Genomic DNA, 20849 nt, shown 5'->3' with positions numbered 1-20849 from the left:
GAAAAAAATAAAAAGAAAAGAAGTTTTAAAAGAAAAATGGTGCTGGGCATAATCCCCAACACCAAGTTTGTCTACAGTCTGAGGTGGCCGTTGGCCACTTCTCATTTTATCTTATCAGTAAATAGGCAGTGTAACTAATATAGAGAAGAATACAAATGGCACCTTCCAGGCGCGTCATCTTTTTTTTACTTCTGGCGAAAAGATACAGAATAACCGCACTTACGGTCAGTAACAGGCAGTCAATCACGGATTCGTCCAGGACATGCAGCGGAGAGATGACGGATGACATACCCAGAATGAACAGGATATTGAACAGGTTGGAACCAATGGCATTTCCCAGTGCCAGACTGCTGTCTCCTTTGCGGGTAGCTACAATGGAAGTTACCAGTTCGGGCAGAGAGGTGCCGACAGCGATGATCGTCAGACCGATAAAATTCTGACTGACGCCCCAGCTCCTGGCAATGATGCAGGCTTTGTCTACGACAAGATCGCCGCCAAAGATAACAGCTGCCAGACCACCGACAATGTAGAGCAGGCTGACTGGGAGAGAAAGTGTCTGAATATCAGCTCCAGGTTCTCTGTTTTTTAAAGCGGAGCGGATCATGAAGCAGAGATAAAGAACCATACCGGCAAGAAGCAGAATACCTTCTGTACGACTAAGTTTTCCATCCAGGAACATCAGGCAGAGAATGGCACTGACGCAGATATTTAATGGCATATCCCGTTTCAGAATATCTTTATTTGTCTGGAATGCGGCAAGGACGGCACAGACACCGACCACCACAAGACCATTGAAAATATTGGATCCCACCACATTACTGATAGCGATATCGTTGCTCCCTGCCAGGGCTGCATTGATACTGACAGAGGCTTCCGGTGCACTGGTTCCCATGGCGACGATGGTCAGGCCGATGATGACACTTGGGATTCGGAGAATGCGGGCAAGAGAAGAACTTCCTTCCACGAAGAAGTCTGCCCCCTTGATTAAAAGAACAAAACCGACGAGTAATAATACATATTCCATATAGGATCCTTTCCTGTGATAAAAGAGCCTGGAATAAAAAAAGAGGCTCTTATCACATCAAAAAATGATGGATAAAAGTCTCGTTATTTCAATAACAACCGGCCAGATGGCGTGATGACGATCGCTATTCCATCAGAGAACATCTGATGGTTAACTACTCCCCTTTATTCCTGATAACAGAACAGGTTTTCTGTTGTTGAGTATATTCTATGCAGAATAAAAGAAAATGTCAACCCTGACTGTAAAAAAATGTTACACCCATTTTTACTTTCATGATTCAGAAAATTTATCACCATAATGAATATGCATATCTTCCCAGTCCATAAACAATACATAAAACACTCTGCCATATTGCTGACTCTCTACGATTCTTCCATGGTCCAGCACAGAAAGGTAAGAGCCATCAGCTTTTCGCAGATGAAAGTGAATATAGTCATTTTCATTGCCGCTGTCAATCTGTTCCCAGATGCTGGATTCTATCTGTGTTTGCTCATCTTCCCGAATCAGGCTGCGAAAACGTTTCTTTGTAAGTCTGAAGAATTCATCCATATCTTTATATCCGGCCATATGAAGGAACTCGTGGTTTGCATAAAAAAGCTCATCATTTTCTTTGTCTGCGCTGTATATGATAAATGCTCCGGGAAGGTGTTCGGAGATATCTTTAAATGCGAATCCAAGCTGTTTTCGTACTCCGGATTCGAAACCTGTCCGGTAAGCCATACATCCATTTTTACCGTGTAGCTTTATTTCGTAAAGAGCTGCATCTGCACAGCGCATGAGCTGTGAACGGCTGGATGCAATAGTTGGATATTCTGCATATCCAAGAGAAATAGAAAAGGAATGTACTTTTCCCATGCATGAGAACGTTTTTGGAAGCATGGTGAATTGCAGCAGCTGTTCTTTTGCGTCTTTCCGGGTATCATTTTGCAGAAGAATACAGAATTCGTCGCCTCCGTTTCTTCCCAGCAATGCTTCTGGTGGGAAAAAAGCTTTCATACTGTCGGCCAGACTCTTTAATGCCCTGTCTCCGTAGACATGTCCATAGATATCATTAATAAACTTAAAGTCATCGATATCGAGGAGTGCGGCCACAAAATGTGCTTTTGGATTTTTAGCCATGATCTGTTCTGCTGCTTCGTCAAATCCGTAGCGGTTGTTAATACCAGTAAGAGAATCTGTGTGTGCCAGTACCTGAAATTTGTTTTTCTGTTCTTTTGATACTAACCATACCCGGGTAAGAAGCGAAAGAAGTAAGCTGATAGCAATGAACATTCCGCTGATCACAGCTATAAGAGTGTGGTTTTCCCACCCGCTTTTCGGCATTACTTCAAATCTCCAGTTTTCTGCACCTATTGTAAAATCATAAGAAACAGGATGCGTTAATGAACCATCTGACTGATCGACGACTTTATAAGTATCACTCCAGGGGGTATCTGTTTTGGAAATTCGATATTCATATCCAAAAGTTGAAAGTGCACGGACTGTATCTGAAAAAATATCGGGAACACGCAAAATAACAATGGTAAATCCCCAGAAATATTCCTGGCCGTTCTCATCATTCAGGTAAACCGGATTGCGGACAGCAATTCCGTAACCGCCCTGTTTCAATTCGAAAGGACCCTGTGAAATGAAAGTATGATGATCTCTTGCATAACAGGAGATCTCACCACGGTCTTTATCATGGATCAGATCAATCTTACCGACCTCATTTCCCTCCGCAGGATAAATATCTGTCACAACACCATCCGGAGCAAGCTGCACGCTATCGATACAGTCTGACATAATATTTTCTGCAATCGTATGAAACAGATGGATCTCTCCGTTTTCACTGATTAAAACCTGCTTCAGAGTATCCGTAATCTCGATTCCATTTGTAATCTCATTCTTTATACGTTCACCGTAGGTTGTTGCATTTAATTGTGCTGTTATGTGTCTCTGCTCTTTTTCATGGGTGTCTGTTTTGTATGTATTGAAGCAAGTAAAGCATATGCCCAGTAAAAAACGATAAGAGGCACAAGTGTTTTTTTCTTCACCTTGTTTACCTCATTATTATGAAGCCATTCTGACTATTGCAATAACTTTAAGATGTCTTTTGGTGGCAGCGGGGTGGAGAAATAATACCCCTGAATCATATCAACGCCCCAGCTGCTTATTATTTCCATTTCTTCTTTGGTTTCCACACCTTCAGATATAATATGATAATTCATTTTAAGAAAAGTATCCACAATACTCTGATAAAACAAGGCTCGTTTCCCGTCACTGCAGATGTCAAAAAGAAGCGATCTGTCAAGCTTAATTGTGGAAAATGGAAGTCTCATAACGGTATTTAAATTGGCATATCCGGAGCCGAAATCATCCAGACACAGCCGGATACCGGCACGGGTAAATTCATCCGCCACCATCCGCAGGCTTGTATTATATTCTGTTGCGACTGTCTCTGTAATCTCAAACTGTATCCATTCATGTGGAATTCCATATTCATCCATTATATGGATAAAATGACTGCTGCAGTCATTTCTCATCAGATCAAGAGAAGACAAATTTACTTTAACATTCAGCAGCTGGTTCATCAGAACTCTGTTTTCATTCAGAAATCTGCAGACACGTTGAAACTGCAAATCTGTAATCTGTTCAATGATGTGGTTCTTTTCTGCAAGCTGAATGAATACATCTGGTGCAATCCAGCCAAGTTCTGGATGATGCAGACGGCTCAGAGCCTCCAGTGTGATATATCGTTCTTCACGGGCAGAATATACAGGCTGATAATAAACTTCAAAGAGATCTTCAGAAATCGCCGTATGCAGATATTGTTCCACCTGTTTATTATACAGAAAACCATTCATCGTCTGCCGGTCATCCTGTATCACTTCTGTCAGTCCGCTTTGAGGAGCCAGAGATTCAAGGTATTCTGCATATTCCAGAATCAGTCCGCTTTCTCCAATCTTTTCTGCATTGACAATCCCGCTGAGGATCACAGGTATCATAATTTTTTTATTATTTGTGTCCAGTTTCATGTTCACGTCAAACAAATTCTTTAATTGTGTAAAATAATATTCATATTCTTCCAGAGAATCTGTCAGTACCAGAAAGCGTTTCCCGGTTATTCGAAAAGCATTCCTGCCACACAGATCTTCAAGTTTTTTTGCGGTTGTCTGTAAAATAAAGTTACCATCCTGAATCCCGGCAATCTTATTAATATGTTTTAACTGATAAAGGTACACTGTAATAATATGAAAAGATTTTCCAGCTTTAATCAGCTCGTTGCTTTTTCTGGTCAGATAGAGATGATTATATAATCCGGTCATACTGTCCATATTTGCATGAGGATTATTAATGGTAATAAATAATGCCAGGATGCCAAGACTCAGGCCGAATCCCGTTGTCAGGAGCGGATGATACACAAACTGGATTATCACACCACTTCCGGACAGCAGAAGAATCTCCAGAAGTATTTTCACTCTTTGTATACCAAGTTCTTTCCACCAGTTAAGAATAAGGAACAGTGCAGCCACGATATGGCATAAGGCACTGTAATACATCAGCATGTACCAGGGCCCTGCCATATAGCCGCCTGATACATCAAAGTAAAATAGTTTTTTTGTGAATGGATTTGTAAGTACGATACAAAGTAATGCGATGGTCGGAATTCCGGATATCAGCATTTTTTTATCGAAATAACGTTATGATCATGTAGCGTATGGACATAAAAGATCAACGTATAGGGCAGCAGGGCCTGAAACAGATAAAAAATGGTTGTCGAAAACCACGCTGTCATTCCCAGTTCACTGTTGTAAGAAGTAATACAGTAATTACTGAGAAGTTCGGCAGCTACGTCCATTGTACCCAGAACAGCAAAGAGAAGGAATACCTGATTATTCAGATCTTTGGCTCTTCTCTGTCTCAGAAAATGATACAGAATCAGCAATAAAATAATCATTGCTGCGATCAGAAAATCGATATTATAATAACTCATATTTATCCTCCGACTCTTTTTCTTTATTGAAAAGCAGCATCTGGTCTGCCTGCATTTTCCAGTCACTGATGGAAACCAGAGTGCCATCTGTTTTTCGCAGATAACTGTACCCAAACTTCAGGCAGACACGATTTCCATCAGTTGTTTCTTTTTTCAGCTCATCTTTTATAAAGCGTTCCCATTCTGCAGGTGTCTTTTGCGGATTGGACACAATGACAGCAAATTCATCACCTTCAATTCGAAAACACTGCACCTGCTGTTCATAAGAGCCATTTTCTACAGGACGGATACTTCTCGCTGTCCGGATGACTGCTTCGTCTCCGCGCTGCAGTCCATACGTATCATTAATTTTTTTCAGGCCATCAATTTCTATAAACAAAAGCAGTACATTTTCAAGTAATGCAGCCTCTTTCTGAATTTTATTAACCGACTGTTCGAATGCTTTCCTGTTTTTCAGTCCGGTCATCCGATCTTCTAATGACATCCTTTCATATACCGCCTGTTCCAGCCGGAACTGAACATCATCGGACACTTTGCAGAGTAATCCCCAGAATAGAAATGCAATATAGAGAACAATACCAAACTGGAATACGGCATCATACCAGTATATGGAAAATATCCAGTACAGCGCAAGTGCGATGATACCACTAAGTCCCAATACTTCAAATGCTTTCAGACAAAGTCCTAATACCGGTGTCTGACTTCTTCGATATTCCTGCCACAGAAGAAGGATCATTGCTATAACACCGATAAAAAGGATGAGATGAGTCACAAACAGCATATGGACAAAAGGTACCTGCAGCGTGATGTAGAGGACTGTCTGCAAGACCGCATTTCCATAAAGCAGCAAAATCCATATCTGAGGAATCCATCTTTTACTTTTACTGACCGTATCCTGTATAAAATGCAGTATCGGAACCGACATTAGCATGAATGCATAAAAGGAAACCAGTGTTCCGGCAGCACTCTGTTTTCCATACATCTGATAAATCCCAGAATCCAGTATGCACCACAGGCTGCATAGAATTAAAAAGACCGCAACATCAAAAAAACGTTTCTCTGTAATCTTTCTATGTCTGGCATAGAAGTAAATAATTACAGATACAATGCCAAGACCAATCATACCCAAAATCATCAGGATCAAAAAAGCAGATTCCTGAAAATGATGTCTGATGATATCAGAATAGGATCCAATGAGAGGCACCTGTACATACAGCCGGCTGTTTTGCCTGCCCCGGAAAATAAGACATAGCGGTTCCTGCCCGGTTTTATCTGATAAACAGGCATCTGCCCAGAGTTTCCCTTTCATTTGACTGTTTTTCTGAAAATGGTCATCTTTGTATTGATAAAGAATCTGATCGCCCAGGCGGATTTCCAGATGATTCTGTACACCTCTGATGGATACAAATTTTCCAATATCCGCATCTGTCAGCGTATCATTATAAAGAATGGCTTCACCATCAGAATTCGTGCTGACAGAACAAGGAAGTTCAAGGTCAGTTCGTTCTCCGTTTTTTATCTGATACCAGTCACCGCTGAGGGAAACAAACGAATTCGCCTCAGAGTCTGCATTTGGCTGATACATCATTCGAACTAAAAGGATCAGAAAGAATGACACAATTATTATGCAGAGGATTTCCATTTGTTTCCATTTCATACTTATTCTGTCTTTCATTATGTTTCTCCTGCTTTCAAAAAAGAAAATGCATTGTCTTTTCAGACAATACATGATAAACATGGGCACTGACTTTGTGTCGTATATTTCTATAAAGTCCATCTGTGTATAAGAAGATTTTAACACTGTACATATAGTAAAATCAAGAATTTTATCATGTGCATACATGATTTCGATGTATCGCTAAGCGTGTTTCATGTTATACTGTAACTACGTAAATGTGTAGCAACACTGTCCCGTGAGGGAACATGTATATGCTAAAATTCAGAGATACGCATAACGAGATAATGGAGTCCTGTGATGAAACAGAAAAATAGTACAATTGTTTTAACAAGCCAAATCGGCAGAGCCAATGTAGATGAGACAATGAAGGAACTGGAAACACATGGATCTTTTGAACTGCCTGTAGAGACTTATACGGATAACTGTGAGATTTTCCGTTCGCTTTATAATCACTGGCACAGAGAAATGGAGATCATCTGTATCGACCAGGGAAAAGGCCTTGCCAGACTGAATCGAGAGACCATTCGGCTGAAAAAGGGAGATCTTCTGATTGTAAACAGCGGAGTGATCCATGGAATCAAGTCGGATAGTAGAAATATTTTATATTACAGAAGTGTGGTTTTTGATCTGAATTTTCTTTCCGGATCAGCAGGGGACATCTGTCAGGAAATGGTGATCTCACTTCTGATGGAAAACAAGGCAGAGTTTACACATTTGATTACAGACACAGCGGAACACTATGAGCAGCTGTATCATCTGTTTTGTGAGATCCATCAGTGTCATAATGAGAAAAAACCGTATTATTATATTCACCTGAAAGCGCTTTTTTATGAGTTTTTTTATGAGATGTTTACGGGAAATTATATTATTACGACGGATACAGAACAGAACAGGAATCTGTTATCTGTTAAGAAAGTACTGGAGTACATCAGTATTCATTACAGGGAGCCGCTGTCTGTAAAAGAACTGTCCGGGATCTCAAATTACAGTGAATTTTATTTCATGAAACTGTTTAAGCAGTATATAGGGAAAACGGCAGCGGCGTACCTGAATGATTATCGTCTGGAGAAAGCCAAATCGCTGCTGCTGCATACAGATAATTCTGTTACGGATATTGCTACCGAGGCAGGATTTAATAATACCAGTTATTTTATAAAAAAATTTCAGGAAGCGAATCAGATTTCCCCTCATAAATTTCGCAAAAAAATGTCATAATAGAACAGTTTTGTTGTATTTTCCTTTCAAATACATATGCTAATATAGCAATATCAGAGAAACAAAAGACATGGAGTATGCTTTTGAAAGGAGAAAATTATGGAAGCTTTAAAGACTTTAATTCAGGATATGTTCCACAAAGACTGCAGTGCATGTACAGATCAGGAAGTATACGAGGCACTTCTTGCATATACCAAAAAGATGCTTGCTGCAAAAGGATATCAAGATGGAAAGAAAAAAATCTATTATATTTCTGCAGAGTTTCTGATTGGAAAGCTCCTTTCCAATAATTTGATCAATCTTGGCATTTACGATGATGTTACGGAATTTTTGAGAGAAAATGGCAAATCACTTGCAGAGATTGAATCTGTAGAGCCAGAACCATCACTTGGAAATGGTGGCCTGGGACGTCTGGCAGCCTGCTTTCTGGACTCTATCGCGACGCTGGGACTTCCAGGTGAGGGAATCGGTCTGAACTATCATCTTGGTCTGTTCAGACAGGTATTTGAGGACAATCTTCAGCATGAGATGCCAAACCCATGGATTACGCCGGATTCCTGGCTGACCGCTACAGATGTTACTTATATGGTTCCGTTCAGAGGATTTTCACTGAAATCCACCATGTATACCATCGATGTTGCAGGGTATGAAAATAAAGCAATTCGTCTGAACTTGTTTGATATTGACCTGGCAGATGAATCCATGGTTCATGACGGAATTGCGTTTAATAAAAAAGATATTCTGCACAATCTGACCCTGTTCCTGTATCCGGATGACAGTGATGAGGATGGCCGGAAGCTTCGCATTTATCAGCAGTACTTTATGGTAAGTAATGCAGCACAGCGGATTCTGGATGAAGCAGCGGCCAGAGGAAGCAACTTCCATGATCTGGCTGATTACGCAGTGGTTCAGATCAATGATACGCATCCAAGTATGATTATTCCAGAGTTTATCCGTCTGCTTGGTGAACGGGGAATTGCATTTGAGGAAGCGGCAGAGATCGTTTCTCATGTGTGTGCGTATACCAATCATACAATCCTGGCAGAAGCACTGGAAAAATGGCCGATTCAGTATCTGGAGGATATTGTGCCGCAGCTGGTTCCGATTATCCGCAGACTGGATGAAAAGGTGAAAGCAAAGTATCCGCAGGAAAATCTTACGATTATCGACAGCAACCAGCTGGTTCATATGGCACATATGGATATTCATTATGGATTTTCGATCAATGGTGTTGCAGCACTTCATACAGAGATTCTGAAAAACTCTGAGCTGCATCAGTTTTATGAGATTTATCCGGAAAAATTCAATAATAAGACCAACGGAATTACGTTCCGCAGATGGCTGATGTATTGTAATCGTCCGCTTGCAAAATACATTACTTCTCTGATCGGAGATGGCTGGAAGAAAGATGCGGCACAGCTGAAGCAGCTGTTTGATTTTGAGGAGGATCAGGAGGTACTGAGCCAGTTACTTGCAATAAAGGCAGATGCGAAAAAAAACTGCAAAGAGTTTATCTTTGAAAATACCGGTATTGAGATTGATGAGAACAGCGTGTTTGATATCCAGATCAAGAGACTGCATGAATATAAACGGCAGCAGTTAAATGCGTTGTATGTTATTTATAAATATCTGGAAATCAAGGAAGGCAGAAAGCCGGAAAGAACGATTACCTTTATCTTTGGCGCAAAGGCAGCTCCTGCTTATTATATTGCTAAGGATATTATCCACCTGCTGTTGACGCTGGAGACTTTGATTCAGAATGATCCGGAGGTATCACCGTATATGAAGCTGGTGATGGTGGAAAATTATAACGTCAGTGCAGCTGAGAAACTGATTCCGGCCTGCAATATTTCCGAGCAGATTTCTCTTGCATCCAAGGAAGCCAGTGGTACCGGAAATATGAAGTTTATGCTCAATGGTGCAGTTACGCTTGGTACTATGGATGGCGCAAATGTGGAGATCAGCGATCTGGTTGGAAAAGAGAATATTTATATCTTTGGTGAGTCCAGTGATGAAGTAATCCGGCACTATGAAAAGATGGATTATCATTCCCGTGCAATCTATGAGAGCGATGCAGATATTAAAAAATATGTGGACTTTATTGTCAGCGAGCCGATGCTGAAGTATGGCAGGGAAGAACATCTGAGAAATGTCTACAATGAGCTTTTGAATAAAGACTGGTTTATGACACTGCTGGATCTGAAGGATTATATCAAAGTGAAGGATCAGGCGTTTGAAGATTACGAAGACCGCACTGCGTGGGCAAAGAAGATGCTTGTGAATATCGCACAGGCAGGCTTCTTCTCTTCAGACAGAACCATTGAACAGTATAATAAAGACATCTGGCATTTAAACTAAAATAACATGGGGTATCGTTTTGTTCGATACCCCATAAATCTTAGTGTCCTTTCATTTTAAAAGCAGCCTTACCATTTCGTTTTACATCATATAATGCCATATCTGCGCTTCTGCATAAGGAGATAAAGTCCTCTCCCTGCTTCGGGAATGCAGCACCTCCTGCACTGGCTGACAGTTCGATGGCTTCACCGGAAGGAAGGTGCATATGAGCAACCTGTCCCTGAAAATACTGCATATATTGCTGTGCAGATTCAGAAGAGGTATTCTTCAGATATACAACAAATTCATCGCCTCCGTACCGGCCCAGTATGGAGCCATCCGGAAAGATCTTTTTCATGGTCTGGGCAAAGTGAGTCAGACAGAGATCCCCCACATTGTGGCCGTACCGGTCATTGTAGTTTTTAAAATTATCTACATCAATAAAGATAAAGATGCCAGGTTTCTGATTACGCAGCTCATCTTCCAGAGTCCGCTGGAAGGCTCTGCGGTTCATAAGACCGGTCAGTGGATCGGTTGTCGATAATCCTATGTAACGTTTTTTCTCTTTTTTCTCCAGAAATACGATGGTTAGCATATACAGAATGGTAAAGCCAACCAGTATACTTCCATAGATGCCGCCCCAGACGGAAAAGTTCTGAGTGATATTAGACACATTTCTGTTGAAGCAGAAGGTTATTCCAGTTGCCTGCCATATCGTAGCCTGTGCTGATGCAGGTAATAAAGTTTTCGGAATCTGCTTTTAACAGATAGACACTGATCTTATCACGAAGTAAATCGTACACGCCTAATTGTCTCAAATCTTCGATGCGTATGGACATAAAAAGTGTCTGTATCTTATTTGAATGACTGACAGGTACAAAGATAGTAAGAACCATGTTACCTGTCTTGCTGGAACGATAAGGATCAGAAAAAAATGATTCTTTAGCCTTCATAGCGGTCTGGTCCAGTTTTTTCTCCCGTATAGACCGGTGATCAGCTCCAGATGCTGAGTATTAAAATCGTGGGCAATCTGGCTGAGGCGGAAGTAAGCAGATATAATAATGTCAAGACAGACAGTTAAATACAGCAAGAACAGGACTTTGCTGATTTTGCGGTTTTTTCTTTGTTCCTTCATGAGACAGAATTCTCCATAAGATAGTTTTCGTCAATTAAAATAATGCCCGTGTCAAAATACTTCTGACCAGATTCTTTTCCATCTATCAGATCGTTCAGAGAAAGAATTCCCTGATATCCCATCTCATCCTGCTTTTGCATCAGAGAAGCACCGTAAAAGTCCGGATTCTGAATAAACTGCCGGGTTTCATCTGCCAGATCAAAACCAACCATAACGACATCCGTTCGTTCCTGTTCTGTGAGTACATTCACGATACCTGTAGTAGAAGTATTGCTGCAGCCGAAGATGCCCTTCAGGTCCTCATGCTTTTTCAACAGTCTGGATGCATCGGACTGTGCTTTTGAGACGTTCCCGCCATTAAGGTAAATATCTTCAGCGATATTCCATTGCTGAGGGGCATAATTTGACCAGTAATCCAGAAAACCAGATATGCGGTTTACCATGGTCTGAGAGGTATCTAAGGACGGCATAATACCGACTTCCAGATGATCAGTGGCAGAGTTACCGGCGTCCTGCAGCAGAGAGAGCATCTCCTGAGCCGCCGTTTCACCGGCACTCATATTATTTGTCATATAACAGTGGCTGTAATCATCACTGTTTATGGAAGAGTCGATCAGAACCAGAGGGATCTGCTGCTCTTTGACAGCATGGCAGCTGTCTACAAGGGAAAAAGAGTTGGCAGGAGCAAGCAGGATCCCATCAGCGTTCTGTTTTACAGCCTGCTCTATCAGGGAGATCTGTCCGTCAATATCTGTTTCATTATCAATTCCACCAAGATAAATGGCAGCATCGATCTCTTCAGCTGCATCAGAGATTCCGGCAATTACTTTTTTCCAATAATCGCCATGGTAGTTTTTTAAAATAACATAGATCTTTTTCGCACTTTCCGGATTGGAAAAGCAGGTATAGTCAACAATGGCAGATTTTTCCGTCGATGTTTCCGGGGCGGATTCGGAAGAACCGGAACAGCCGGTCAGCAGGGCAGAAGCGGCTCCGGCAGCCATCAGCAGGCAGAACTGTTTTTTATTCAAAAGTGTCTTAGCATTCATAATTCAGAAGCCTCGTATAATTAATCTAACTTTCCAGGGTATGTTGTTCCTGGAACAGTAAATGATTCAGGCTTCGCAATAAACTGTACTTTTAAGTGTAAGAGAATGGTATGTCTATACTAAAAACACTTCCAAAAACAGCTGTTATAAAAAATTGTTTTTTAGAGGCAGACATATTAAAATAAGAGACAGAAATGGCCGGTATGTCTGAAAAGAAAACGAGAAGGAGGATGTCGATATGGAATTACGTCAGTTAAAATGTTTTTTTGCATGTGCCAGAAATCACTCTCTGACACTGGCAGCAGAGGAACTGTATACGACACAGCCTCATGTCAGTATGGTGATCAAATCCCTGGAGCAGGAGCTTGGAACGCCACTTTTTATCCGTAAATCAAAAGGGGTGGAGCTAACGGAGGCGGGAAAACGGATCTATTCTTATGCGGTAAATGCGGTGCGTAACGCAGAGGCTATTTCTGCATTAAGCAGTCAGAATGAGATTCCTTTTCTGCGTATTGTATCTAATTCCAGCAGTCATATGGCATTGCTCCTGACCCATTATTATCTTCAGCAAAAGGAAAAGCTGAAGATAGAATATCGAGAATGTGGAATTGAAGAGATGATGGAACGGGTATCGGAAGGAATGGATGATTTGGGATTTTTATTCGTACCGGACAACCGAAGGTCGGTACTGCGTCATATGCTGGAACGTAGGTTCCTGGAATTTGTGCCACTTCTGACTACGGATCTGGTGCTTTATGTGCGAAAGGAACATCCTCTTTATGGGCGAAAAAGTGTCAGACCGGAAGAGTTGTCAGATTTGGAATTTATTCAGTTGGATGATGATTTTTTCTCGGTGGAAGCAATGTTGGAGGAGGTGCTGCCCTCAGGGAAACGGTACCACGATCTTCCAAAGGTGGTGACTACCAACAGCAGCAGCCTGATGATTCGTATGCTGGAAAATACCGATCTTTGTAATGTGGGAAGCTACTGGCTTAGTGAGATGTATCGGCAGAATGATTTTGGACGGATCAGGATCGAAGGGCTGGAACAGAAAATCCGGTTTGGTTATCTGAAATACCAGGGGCGTCCGTTGATTCCAGGATTAGTGGATTTTTTAAGTTTCCTGGAAGGAGCACTGGAAAAGGATCATGAAATGATATAATGATTTTTTATATCATAGATATAAAAATGTGAAAATATCCATAAATCTTCTGATATGTTATGCTTTAAATAACAAAGCGTGATGGAAAGCAAACATAAGGGAGGAGTTATGGGTATTTTTAAATGTAAAAATGCAGAAGTTCATATGGAACAGGGACCGATTGGGAGAACTTTACTGATGTTTGCTGCGCTGATTCTTTCTGTGATCATTAATTTTTTTGTTGGATTTTCCACCGGAGTCAGTGCGGTGACGGCCGCTGCATTTGGAGGATTTCAGTATCAAAAGCTGAGCCGGATTCTTCATGCAGTAGTGTTGATGAGTCTGATCTCCGGAGCTGTTATGACAGTGGCCGGCATTGGATGTTCTGGAATTTTTTTGCAGTGGATTCATTGTCCGGAAGAAGTATTTTCCACGGCACAGTATTATCTGCGAATTTGTACGATGGGCATTATTCCGCAGTTTATTTACAATATGGGAAATGCGATTCTGCGTGCCCTGGGGAATACCAGAGAACCCTTGTATTTCCTCACATTTTCATCGGGATTGAATCTGGTGTTGGATGTGTTATTTGTGATAGGTCTGGGAATGGGACTTCCGGGAGCAGGAGTCGCAACGGTGATTTCCCAGTGGGTGCTGGCTATGCTTATGATATGGAAAATGATCAGACTGGATGTCCGGTATAATCTGCAGATAACCAGACTGTTTGGCGGCCTGGAAGAACTGCCGGAGATCATAAATACCGGATTGCCATCCGGAATGCAGGCAGTCTTTATGAGTATTTCCTCACTTCTGATTCAAGATAGTATTAATTCTTTTGGTGCAGATGCGGCAGCAGGGATGGTTGTGTTTGCAAGAGTGGAAGGATTCCTGTATTATCCTGCCTTTTCTTATGGAATGGCATTGACGGGATTTATCGGACAGAATTATGGAGCAGGAAAAATGGATCGTGTGCAGGAAGGCATGAAAAAAAGTATTCTTACCCTGAGTGCCTTCACAGTAGCAGCAGGAGGAATTCTTATGCTGGCAGCGCCGGTAATTCTGAAGTTGTTTACATCAGATCCGGAAATACTCAGAAACGGACAGCAGGCCATTTTGTGTATCTTTCCGTTTTATTTTTTATATGCAATCAATCAGGTATATATAGGAGGATTAAAAGGGCTGGGGCACACAGGATTTCCTATGCTGTGTTCTCTTCTTTGTTACTGTATTTTTCGGGTGGTATGGTGTCGGATCCTCCTTTTGCTGTTCTGGGATATTCGAGTGATTTATTTCAGCTATGATGTAAGCTGGATTATTATGATTGCATTACTGGTTTCTCAATATCAGAAAAATGTAATTCTATATGGGTTTGGATTTCATTCTGTGTTAAGATGAAAGAAAAGTGCAGGGAAGGTTGCTACGCATGGCGTAAATGACAAAAATACAGCATGGGACAGGGCATGCTGGAGCATGAACGGGTCTATCTGAAGTGGCTGGAAGGGGTATGGATGCGTTACCCGGATCTGATTATTGAGAACTGTTCCAGTGGAGGGCTGCGGATGGATTATGCTATGTTGTCCAGATATAGTATTCAGTCTACCAGTGATCAGGATGATTATCGACTGTATGCGACGATTGCAGCAAATGCACCGACAGCGGTAACGCCGGAGCAGGCAGCAGTCTGGGCTTATCCGATGAATCATGAAGAGAAGATCAGCCAGCGGGAACTGAAGGAAAAAACGGTCTTTAATATGGTCAATGCCATGTTGCTTCGTATTCACCAGAGTGGACATCTGGCCAAACTGGATGAGATGCGCTTCGGACTGGTGAAAGAGGGCATTGGAGTATATAAGTGTATTCGCCGGGATATTGCAGAAGGTCTGCCATTCTGGCCACTGGGATTGTCTTCTTTTACAGATGAATGGTCAGCGTTGGGACTGAAATGTGGCGAAAAACGATATCTGGCAGTCTGGAGAAGATGTGGACAGAAAGAAACAATGGATCTGCCGATTCCAGAACTGAAAGGTGTGGATGTTACGGTCGATCGAATTTATCCATCTTATGCACAGGAAGCATTTGCATGGAACCGCAATCTGGGAAGTCTTACGGTACAGCTGCCGGAGGAATATACAGCAAGAATGTTTGAACTCAGAATATGAGAAAAATAAAAAAGTTGTTGACAATATCCATATAGATCTGTATAATTAGTTCTTGGTTGCGACAGTGACCAAGAAACGTGCAGGAGTGGCGGAATTGGCAGACGCGCAGGCTTCAGGTGCCTGTGGTCGTTAAGACCGTGTGGGTTCAAGTCCCATCTCCTGCACTATTTTTTTAGAAATATAAAATGTGGCTGGAAAGCAGATGTCTGCCTCCAGCCATTTTTCATGCTTTTTTTCTTCTGGTAATCCAGAAAAAGGTCGCTGTAAAAATGATTCCTTTTATCATACTCGTAGAGGATAAGGCCCACCAGATACCATCCAGACCAAGAGAAGTATTCCCAAGGACGATAGCCAGCGGGATTCTCATACTGGTGAAGAGAATACTGATGATACTGCACAGATGTGTCTTTCCAAGACCAGAGATAGCACCAATGGTGGTGATCTCTACACACAAAAATGCTTCACTTAATCCGATAATAATCAGATAGCTCACAGCAATAGCTATGGCTTTTGGCTCGTGGAAGAAGATTCTGGCAATGGTATTCGGAGCGAATACAAAGATGGCTGTCACCAGCAGACCCCAGACACCGACGGTCAGGAGAGAAGCCCGGTATCCTTTTTTTACCCGGTCCATTTTACCGGCACCGTAATTCTGTGCGGTAAATGCATTTAATGCCGCTGCAAAACCATCTGCTGTATGCCAGGATATGGACTCGATCTGTCCTCCCACCCGTTGTGTTGCAAGGGCTTCGGCGCCAAATCCGGAAACCATGCGGGTCAATATCATAGAAATAAAGCAGTAGGTCATATCCTGAATCCCAGATGGTATTCCAATTTGACAAATGCCTTTCAGATAGGATCCAGGAATAACAGCTGCCAGCCGGATCCCTTTTAGTACATTTTCTTTTTTCTGACGCATAACACCCAGAACCATGATACCCATAACAATAAACTGTGCCGTAACGGTGGCGATTGCGGCACCGATGACACCAAGTTTTGGAAAAGGTCCCGGTCCGAGAATCAGTATTGGATCCAGGATCATGTTGGTGGCCAGACCGATCAGATTTGCCCAGAATGGTGTCTGTGAATCTCCCTGTGCGGTATACAGTCCGGTCAGTGTCACTGTCAGAAAGGAAAATACAATCAGTCCACAGGCAATTCTGGTGTAAGAGACAGCTGCGGAATACGCTTCCGGGTCAGTCAGATTGAAAAATCCCACCATCTGGTGCACGAATATGAGGGAAATCAGTGCGAAGATCAGCCCCATGTAGAAAGCCAGCTGAATGGCAACCTGAGCGTATCCATGAGCTTTTTCTCGGTCGCCACGGCCAATGCACTGGGCGACTTGTACCTGTCCGCCCATTCTGGCGATGGATGACAGGCCCTGAGAGAGCCAGGTGAACATTCCGCCTACGCCTACCCCGGCAACGGCTTTTGATCCAAGCTGTCCAATCCATGCCATGTCAGTAATGTTATAAAGTGTTCCAATAAAATACGATGCCATAATCGGAATCGCCAGTTTCGTCAGGGTATTTAAAATAGGCCCTTTTGTTAAATTCCCGTCCATCTTTTATCCTCAAATCATTATTTTTCTGCAAATATGCGTAATAAGTATCATAGCATTTTTTATGTTTAAAAACAATGGTTCTGAAAATGGTTCCTGTCTGTGTTCGTATCCATGATCTGTGAGATGGGGGTGCGAGATTTCCTTTTCATGGTTGGATTGGAGCGGTATATCCGGCACTTAACCCCGGAATTAATTCATTTCAATTTTTCCACGGTCTGATTATTATGAGATAGCCAGTATGTGCCATAAAATGCAACTTTTTTCGTATCTGTGAAGGCACTGAACAGTTATCTTTTTTCTTTGGTATCAAGATCTTTTAAGTTATGCTATACTGAAATTATTCTAAATAAGAATAGAATTCAGGAGGAATTATGATAAAACCGATTATGAAGGATGTGCTTTTCTTAGGGCAGAAATCGGAACCAGCCACAAAAGCAGATCTGCAGGTGGGAATCGATTTACAGGATACGCTGGCAGCCCACAGAGAAGAGTGTGTGGGTATGGCAGCGAATATGATTGGCATAAAAAAACGTGTGATTATTGTGAACATGGGCATGATCGATATCGTCATGTTTAACCCTGTGATACGCAAAAAGAGTGGAGCATATGAGACAGAAGAGGGATGCCTGTCGCTGACAGGGGTGCGGAAAACGACACGATATGAGAAGATTGAAGTGGAATATCTGGATCAGAACTGGAAGAAACAGAAGATGGCGTTAAGTGGCTGGTCGGCGCAGATCTGCCAGCATGAGATGGATCATTGTGATGGAGTGATAATATGAATTAATTGGAAATATGGAAAAGATAAAATAGTTTTACTGTAGGACATGATTTTAGTGAGTGAGGATGAAGAATAACATGGCGAAAATCAGAGTAATAAAAAAGAAAGATGATGATTCACTGGAATATGAAGTGGGCGGTATTTATGAAGTAACCGGAACCTGGTATGGCGGAGTCCACATTGCGGGGAAATCCGGAGTGCCGGTGTCGCTGGATAAAGATGAATACATGGAACTGGATACAGAGCCGGAAGAGCCAGAAGTAAGAGAAGAAGTGCCTGAGCGGGATATCCTGGTTGGAGATATTGTACAGCATTTTAAACGGGAATGGGTATCCGCAGATACATCGGAGTATCTGTATAAAGTGCTGGCGTTTGCGCAGCATACGGAAAATGGAGAGAAACTGGTAATTTATCAGGCATTGTATGCACCATTTAAAGTATGTGCCAGACCGTATGCCATGTTTATGAGCAAAGTGGATCGTGAAAAATATCCAGACGTAAAGCAGGAATACCGGTTTGAGAAAGTGAGCGTATAGAGAGTGGGAAAAGGAACAGAAGAGAAGAAAGAGAAAGAATGGGATAACTTGCTGCACATTCGTACGACAGGAAGGGATGATTCTCATTCTGATCAATATCGATACCCTTATGAACCAACGCCATATTCGGTGTTGGAGCGTCTGGCCAATTCTGGATATATTGGGAAAAAGAATACGATGATTGATTATGGATGTGGAAAAGGCCGGGTGGATTTTTTCCTTGCATATCAGACCAGATGTCATGCAATAGGGATCGAATACGATCAGCAGATTTTTGAAAAAGCAGTTCTGAATAAAGAGAAAGGGGTTTTGGCAGAAAAAGTCTCTTTTGTGCAGGCAGATGCAGTGGAATATAAGGTGCCGGAGCAGGTGGACCGCTTTTTCTTTTTTAATCCGTTTTCTTTGGATTTGCTGAAAAAAGTATTGGCGCTGATTCTGGAATCTTATTATGCACAGATGCGGAATATACAGTTGTTTTTCTATTATCCATCGGACGAATATATAGCGTATCTGATGACGGTGGATGAGCTGATGTTTGCAGATGAAATAGACTGCAGAGACCTGTTCCCGGGGGATAATCCAAGGGAACGGATTGTGGTATTTGAGTTTGAATAGATGCGAACAGAGTTAGAAAGGATGTGAAACAATGGGATGTTTTGTAAATCCAGACAACAGTGGTTTTCAGACGGCATTAAATGCAGAGATTTACGTGGATAAAACAGAAATTATAGGTTATACCAATCGTGTACTGGAGTCTACGGATGCATTTATCTGTAACAGCCGTCCCCGCAGATTCGGAAAGTCTATAACGGCAGATATGTTGGCTGCTTATTACAGTAAGGGCTGTGATTCGGAAACCATGTTTTCGAAATACAAAATCAGTCAGACAGGAAACTTTAGAAAATACATGAATCAGTATGATGTGATTCATTTTGATGTGCAGTGGTGTATGAATGTGGCAGGCGGCCCAGATCAAGTCATTGGGTATATCACTGAGAATGTTATTCAGGAACTGAGAGAGTTTTACCCAGAGATCGTGACAGAAGAAGTCAAATTTGTTGTAGAAGCACTTTCAAGAATTAACGAGAAAACAAAAGCCAGATTTGTAATTATTATTGATGAATGGGATGTACTGATCCGAGATGAGGCAATGAATCATCAGGTACAGGAGCAGTATATTAATTTCCTGCGTGATTTGTTTAAAGGAATCCTTCCAACAAAATATATAGCATTAGCATACTTAACAGGGATCCTGCCAGTAAAAACTCAGTCGGCATTAAATAATTTTAGTGAATTTACGATGCTTGATGCAAGAATTTTGGCACAGTATATAGGCTTTACAGAAGATGAAGTAAAAGAGCTATGTGTGAAGAAAAACCAAAACTATGACGAAGTAAAAAGATGGTATGATGGATATCTGTTAGAAGGTTATCAGGTTTATAATCCTAAATCTGTAATAGAAGTCATGAAATGGAAAAAATTTCAGAGCTACTGGTCACAGACTGGTTCCTATGATGTAGTAGTTCCTCTGATTAATATGAACTTTGACGGATTGCGTAATGATATTATAACGATGCTATCCGGTCAGGCAGTGGAAGTAGATGTTTCTTCTTTCCAGAATGATACGGTGCATTTTGAAAATAAAGATGATGTTCTTACTTATCTGATTCATCTTGGATATTTGGGGTACGATCAGACTTATCAGACTGCGTTTATCCCAAATGAAGAACTCAGACAGGAAATGGTCAGGGCAACCAGAAGAAGAAAATGGGATGAAATGATCAGTTTTCAGAAGGAGTCAGAAGCACTTCTGAATGCGACTCTGGAGATGGACACAGATGCAGTGGCAGCAGGTATTGAAAAAATACACATGGACTATGCATCAACGATTCAGTATCATGATGAGAATTCCTTAAGCAGTGTACTGACCATTGCGTACCTGAGTTCTATGAAGTATTATTTTAAGCCTATAAGAGAACTGCCGACAGGCAGAGGATTTGCAGATTTTGTGTATCTCCCGAAACCAGAGTACAGGGAAGATTATCCGGCACTGGTGGTAGAAATGAAATGGAACCAAAAGGCGGTGACTGCTATAGAGCAGATAAAAGAGAAACGATATCCGGAATCATTAAAACAATATACCGGAGATCTGCTTCTCGCAGGTATCAGCTATAATAAGAAAACGAAAGAATATCAGTGCAAAATAGAATCAAATCACGATTAGACGAATCTGGATTTTGAAAACTATAGTGAA

Annotated in this window: 18 protein-coding genes and 1 tRNA gene; 10 read left to right on the top strand and 9 right to left on the bottom strand. The window is 41.7% G+C overall.

Features of this window, described 5'->3' with window-relative positions:
- Window positions 1–106: 106 nt before the first annotated feature.
- From OCV47_RS11370 to OCV47_RS11350, 5 genes are all read right to left on the bottom strand, one after another.
- Window positions 107–1024 (bottom strand): calcium/sodium antiporter, encoded by a 918-nt coding sequence (locus OCV47_RS11370; protein WP_256298297.1) that lies wholly within the window; start codon window positions 1022–1024, stop codon window positions 107–109.
- Window positions 1025–1294: 270 nt separating this feature from the next.
- Window positions 1295–2806: a sensor domain-containing diguanylate cyclase gene (locus OCV47_RS11365; RefSeq protein WP_262655180.1), complete on the bottom strand. Its 1512-nt coding sequence runs from the start codon at window positions 2804–2806 to the stop codon at window positions 1295–1297.
- A 284-nt stretch (window positions 2807–3090) separates the two neighbouring features.
- Entirely contained in the window at window positions 3091–4587 is a 1497-nt protein-coding gene (locus OCV47_RS11360; RefSeq protein WP_262655179.1) for an EAL domain-containing protein, read from the bottom strand.
- Window positions 4588–4679: 92 nt separating this feature from the next.
- Complete coding sequence (locus tag OCV47_RS11355) at window positions 4680–4997, bottom strand: hypothetical protein (protein ID WP_262655177.1); 318 nt, start codon at window positions 4995–4997, stop codon at window positions 4680–4682.
- A complete protein-coding gene (locus OCV47_RS11350; RefSeq protein WP_262655176.1) occupies window positions 4984–6672 on the bottom strand; it encodes a sensor domain-containing diguanylate cyclase in 1689 nt (562 codons plus the stop codon). The genes OCV47_RS11355 and OCV47_RS11350 overlap by 14 nt, the downstream gene beginning before the upstream one ends.
- 300 nt (window positions 6673–6972) lie before the next feature.
- Here OCV47_RS11350 and OCV47_RS11345 point away from each other — a divergent pair, with 300 nt between their 5' ends.
- Together OCV47_RS11345 and OCV47_RS11340 are read left to right on the top strand one after the other, a co-directional pair.
- Entirely contained in the window at window positions 6973–7890 is a 918-nt protein-coding gene (locus OCV47_RS11345) for an AraC family transcriptional regulator (RefSeq protein ID WP_262655174.1), read from the top strand.
- 99 nt (window positions 7891–7989) lie between these two features.
- A complete protein-coding gene (locus OCV47_RS11340; RefSeq protein WP_262655173.1) occupies window positions 7990–10248 on the top strand; it encodes a glycogen/starch/alpha-glucan phosphorylase in 2259 nt (752 codons plus the stop codon).
- Between the two features lie 40 nt (window positions 10249–10288).
- Here the strand turns inward: OCV47_RS11340 and OCV47_RS11335 are convergent, their stop codons facing one another.
- From OCV47_RS11335 to OCV47_RS11325, 3 genes are all read right to left on the bottom strand, one after another.
- Complete coding sequence (locus OCV47_RS11335; protein ID WP_262655172.1) at window positions 10289–10900, bottom strand: GGDEF domain-containing protein; 612 nt, start codon at window positions 10898–10900, stop codon at window positions 10289–10291.
- Window positions 10893–11180 carry a hypothetical protein gene (locus OCV47_RS11330; RefSeq protein ID WP_262655170.1) on the bottom strand — a complete coding sequence of 96 codons (288 nt, stop codon included), beginning with the start codon at window positions 11178–11180 and terminating at the stop codon, window positions 10893–10895. The genes OCV47_RS11335 and OCV47_RS11330 overlap by 8 nt, the downstream gene beginning before the upstream one ends.
- Before the next feature lie 178 nt (window positions 11181–11358).
- Complete coding sequence (locus tag OCV47_RS11325) at window positions 11359–12411, bottom strand: substrate-binding domain-containing protein (protein ID WP_262655168.1); 1053 nt, start codon at window positions 12409–12411, stop codon at window positions 11359–11361.
- A 238-nt stretch (window positions 12412–12649) separates the two neighbouring features.
- Here OCV47_RS11325 and OCV47_RS11320 point away from each other — a divergent pair, with 238 nt between their 5' ends.
- From OCV47_RS11320 to OCV47_RS11305, 4 genes are all read left to right on the top strand, one after another.
- Window positions 12650–13573: a LysR family transcriptional regulator gene (locus OCV47_RS11320; RefSeq protein WP_262655167.1), complete on the top strand. Its 924-nt coding sequence runs from the start codon at window positions 12650–12652 to the stop codon at window positions 13571–13573.
- A gap of 108 nt (window positions 13574–13681) precedes the next feature.
- Window positions 13682–14947, top strand: a complete 1266-nt coding sequence (locus OCV47_RS11315; protein ID WP_262655165.1) for an MATE family efflux transporter — start codon at window positions 13682–13684, stop codon at window positions 14945–14947.
- A 53-nt stretch (window positions 14948–15000) separates the two neighbouring features.
- Entirely contained in the window at window positions 15001–15711 is a 711-nt protein-coding gene (locus OCV47_RS11310; protein WP_262655163.1) for an alpha-amylase family protein, read from the top strand.
- Between the two features lie 79 nt (window positions 15712–15790).
- A tRNA-Leu gene (locus OCV47_RS11305) sits at window positions 15791–15875 on the top strand.
- 59 nt (window positions 15876–15934) lie between these two features.
- Here the strand turns inward: OCV47_RS11305 and OCV47_RS11300 are convergent.
- Window positions 15935–17278, bottom strand: a complete 1344-nt coding sequence (locus tag OCV47_RS11300; RefSeq protein ID WP_262655162.1) for an MATE family efflux transporter — start codon at window positions 17276–17278, stop codon at window positions 15935–15937.
- Between the two features lie 371 nt (window positions 17279–17649).
- Between OCV47_RS11300 and OCV47_RS11295 the strand changes: the two genes are divergently transcribed.
- The 4 genes from OCV47_RS11295 to OCV47_RS11280 all read left to right on the top strand — a co-directional run bounded on the left by OCV47_RS11295 (window position 17650) and on the right by OCV47_RS11280 (window position 20819).
- Window positions 17650–18060 carry a peptide deformylase gene (locus tag OCV47_RS11295; RefSeq protein WP_262655160.1) on the top strand — a complete coding sequence of 137 codons (411 nt, stop codon included), beginning with the start codon at window positions 17650–17652 and terminating at the stop codon, window positions 18058–18060.
- Window positions 18061–18136: 76 nt separating this feature from the next.
- The gene (locus OCV47_RS11290) at window positions 18137–18595 is read left to right on the top strand and encodes a DUF1653 domain-containing protein (RefSeq protein WP_256298265.1); all 459 of its coding nucleotides are present in this window, start codon (window positions 18137–18139) and stop codon (window positions 18593–18595) included.
- Window positions 18596–18598: 3 nt separating this feature from the next.
- A complete protein-coding gene (locus OCV47_RS11285; RefSeq protein ID WP_262655157.1) occupies window positions 18599–19210 on the top strand; it encodes a class I SAM-dependent methyltransferase in 612 nt (203 codons plus the stop codon).
- A gap of 31 nt (window positions 19211–19241) precedes the next feature.
- Window positions 19242–20819: an AAA family ATPase gene (locus OCV47_RS11280; protein ID WP_262655156.1), complete on the top strand. Its 1578-nt coding sequence runs from the start codon at window positions 19242–19244 to the stop codon at window positions 20817–20819.
- Window positions 20820–20849 lie beyond the last annotated feature (30 nt).

Origin of the sequence: Muricoprocola aceti, from assembly GCF_025567005.1 — a bacterium.
In the GTDB taxonomy this organism is placed as follows: Bacteria; Bacillota; Clostridia; order Lachnospirales; family Lachnospiraceae; genus Marvinbryantia; species Marvinbryantia aceti.
Note: the sequence above shows the minus strand (reverse complement) of the source record. Positions and strands in the feature narration are given on the sequence as shown.

Bases quoted from the DNA above. Each gene is read 5' to 3' on its own strand.
- OCV47_RS11340 (WP_262655173.1), top strand. From the start codon at position 7,990: ATGGAAGCTTTAAAGACTTTAATTCAGGATATGTTCCACAAAGACTGC.
- OCV47_RS11365 (WP_262655180.1), bottom strand. From the start codon at position 2,806: ATGTCAGACTGTATCGATAGCGTGCAGCTTGCTCCGGATGGTGTTGTG.
- OCV47_RS11315 (WP_262655165.1), top strand. From the start codon at position 13,682: ATGGGTATTTTTAAATGTAAAAATGCAGAAGTTCATATGGAACAGGGA.
- OCV47_RS11325 (WP_262655168.1), bottom strand. From the start codon at position 12,411: ATGAATGCTAAGACACTTTTGAATAAAAAACAGTTCTGCCTGCTGATG.
- OCV47_RS11330 (WP_262655170.1), bottom strand. From the start codon at position 11,180: ATGAAGGCTAAAGAATCATTTTTTTCTGATCCTTATCGTTCCAGCAAG.
- OCV47_RS11360 (WP_262655179.1), bottom strand. From the start codon at position 4,587: ATGGCAGGGCCCTGGTACATGCTGATGTATTACAGTGCCTTATGCCAT.
- OCV47_RS11355 (WP_262655177.1), bottom strand. From the start codon at position 4,997: ATGAGTTATTATAATATCGATTTTCTGATCGCAGCAATGATTATTTTA.
- OCV47_RS11370 (WP_256298297.1), bottom strand. From the start codon at position 1,024: ATGGAATATGTATTATTACTCGTCGGTTTTGTTCTTTTAATCAAGGGG.
- OCV47_RS11310 (WP_262655163.1), top strand. From the start codon at position 15,001: ATGGGACAGGGCATGCTGGAGCATGAACGGGTCTATCTGAAGTGGCTG.
- OCV47_RS11295 (WP_262655160.1), top strand. From the start codon at position 17,650: ATGATAAAACCGATTATGAAGGATGTGCTTTTCTTAGGGCAGAAATCG.
- OCV47_RS11280 (WP_262655156.1), top strand. From the start codon at position 19,242: ATGGGATGTTTTGTAAATCCAGACAACAGTGGTTTTCAGACGGCATTA.
- OCV47_RS11300 (WP_262655162.1), bottom strand. From the start codon at position 17,278: ATGGACGGGAATTTAACAAAAGGGCCTATTTTAAATACCCTGACGAAA.
- OCV47_RS11345 (WP_262655174.1), top strand. From the start codon at position 6,973: ATGAAACAGAAAAATAGTACAATTGTTTTAACAAGCCAAATCGGCAGA.
- OCV47_RS11320 (WP_262655167.1), top strand. From the start codon at position 12,650: ATGGAATTACGTCAGTTAAAATGTTTTTTTGCATGTGCCAGAAATCAC.
- OCV47_RS11290 (WP_256298265.1), top strand. From the start codon at position 18,137: ATGGCGAAAATCAGAGTAATAAAAAAGAAAGATGATGATTCACTGGAA.
- OCV47_RS11350 (WP_262655176.1), bottom strand. From the start codon at position 6,672: ATGAAAGACAGAATAAGTATGAAATGGAAACAAATGGAAATCCTCTGC.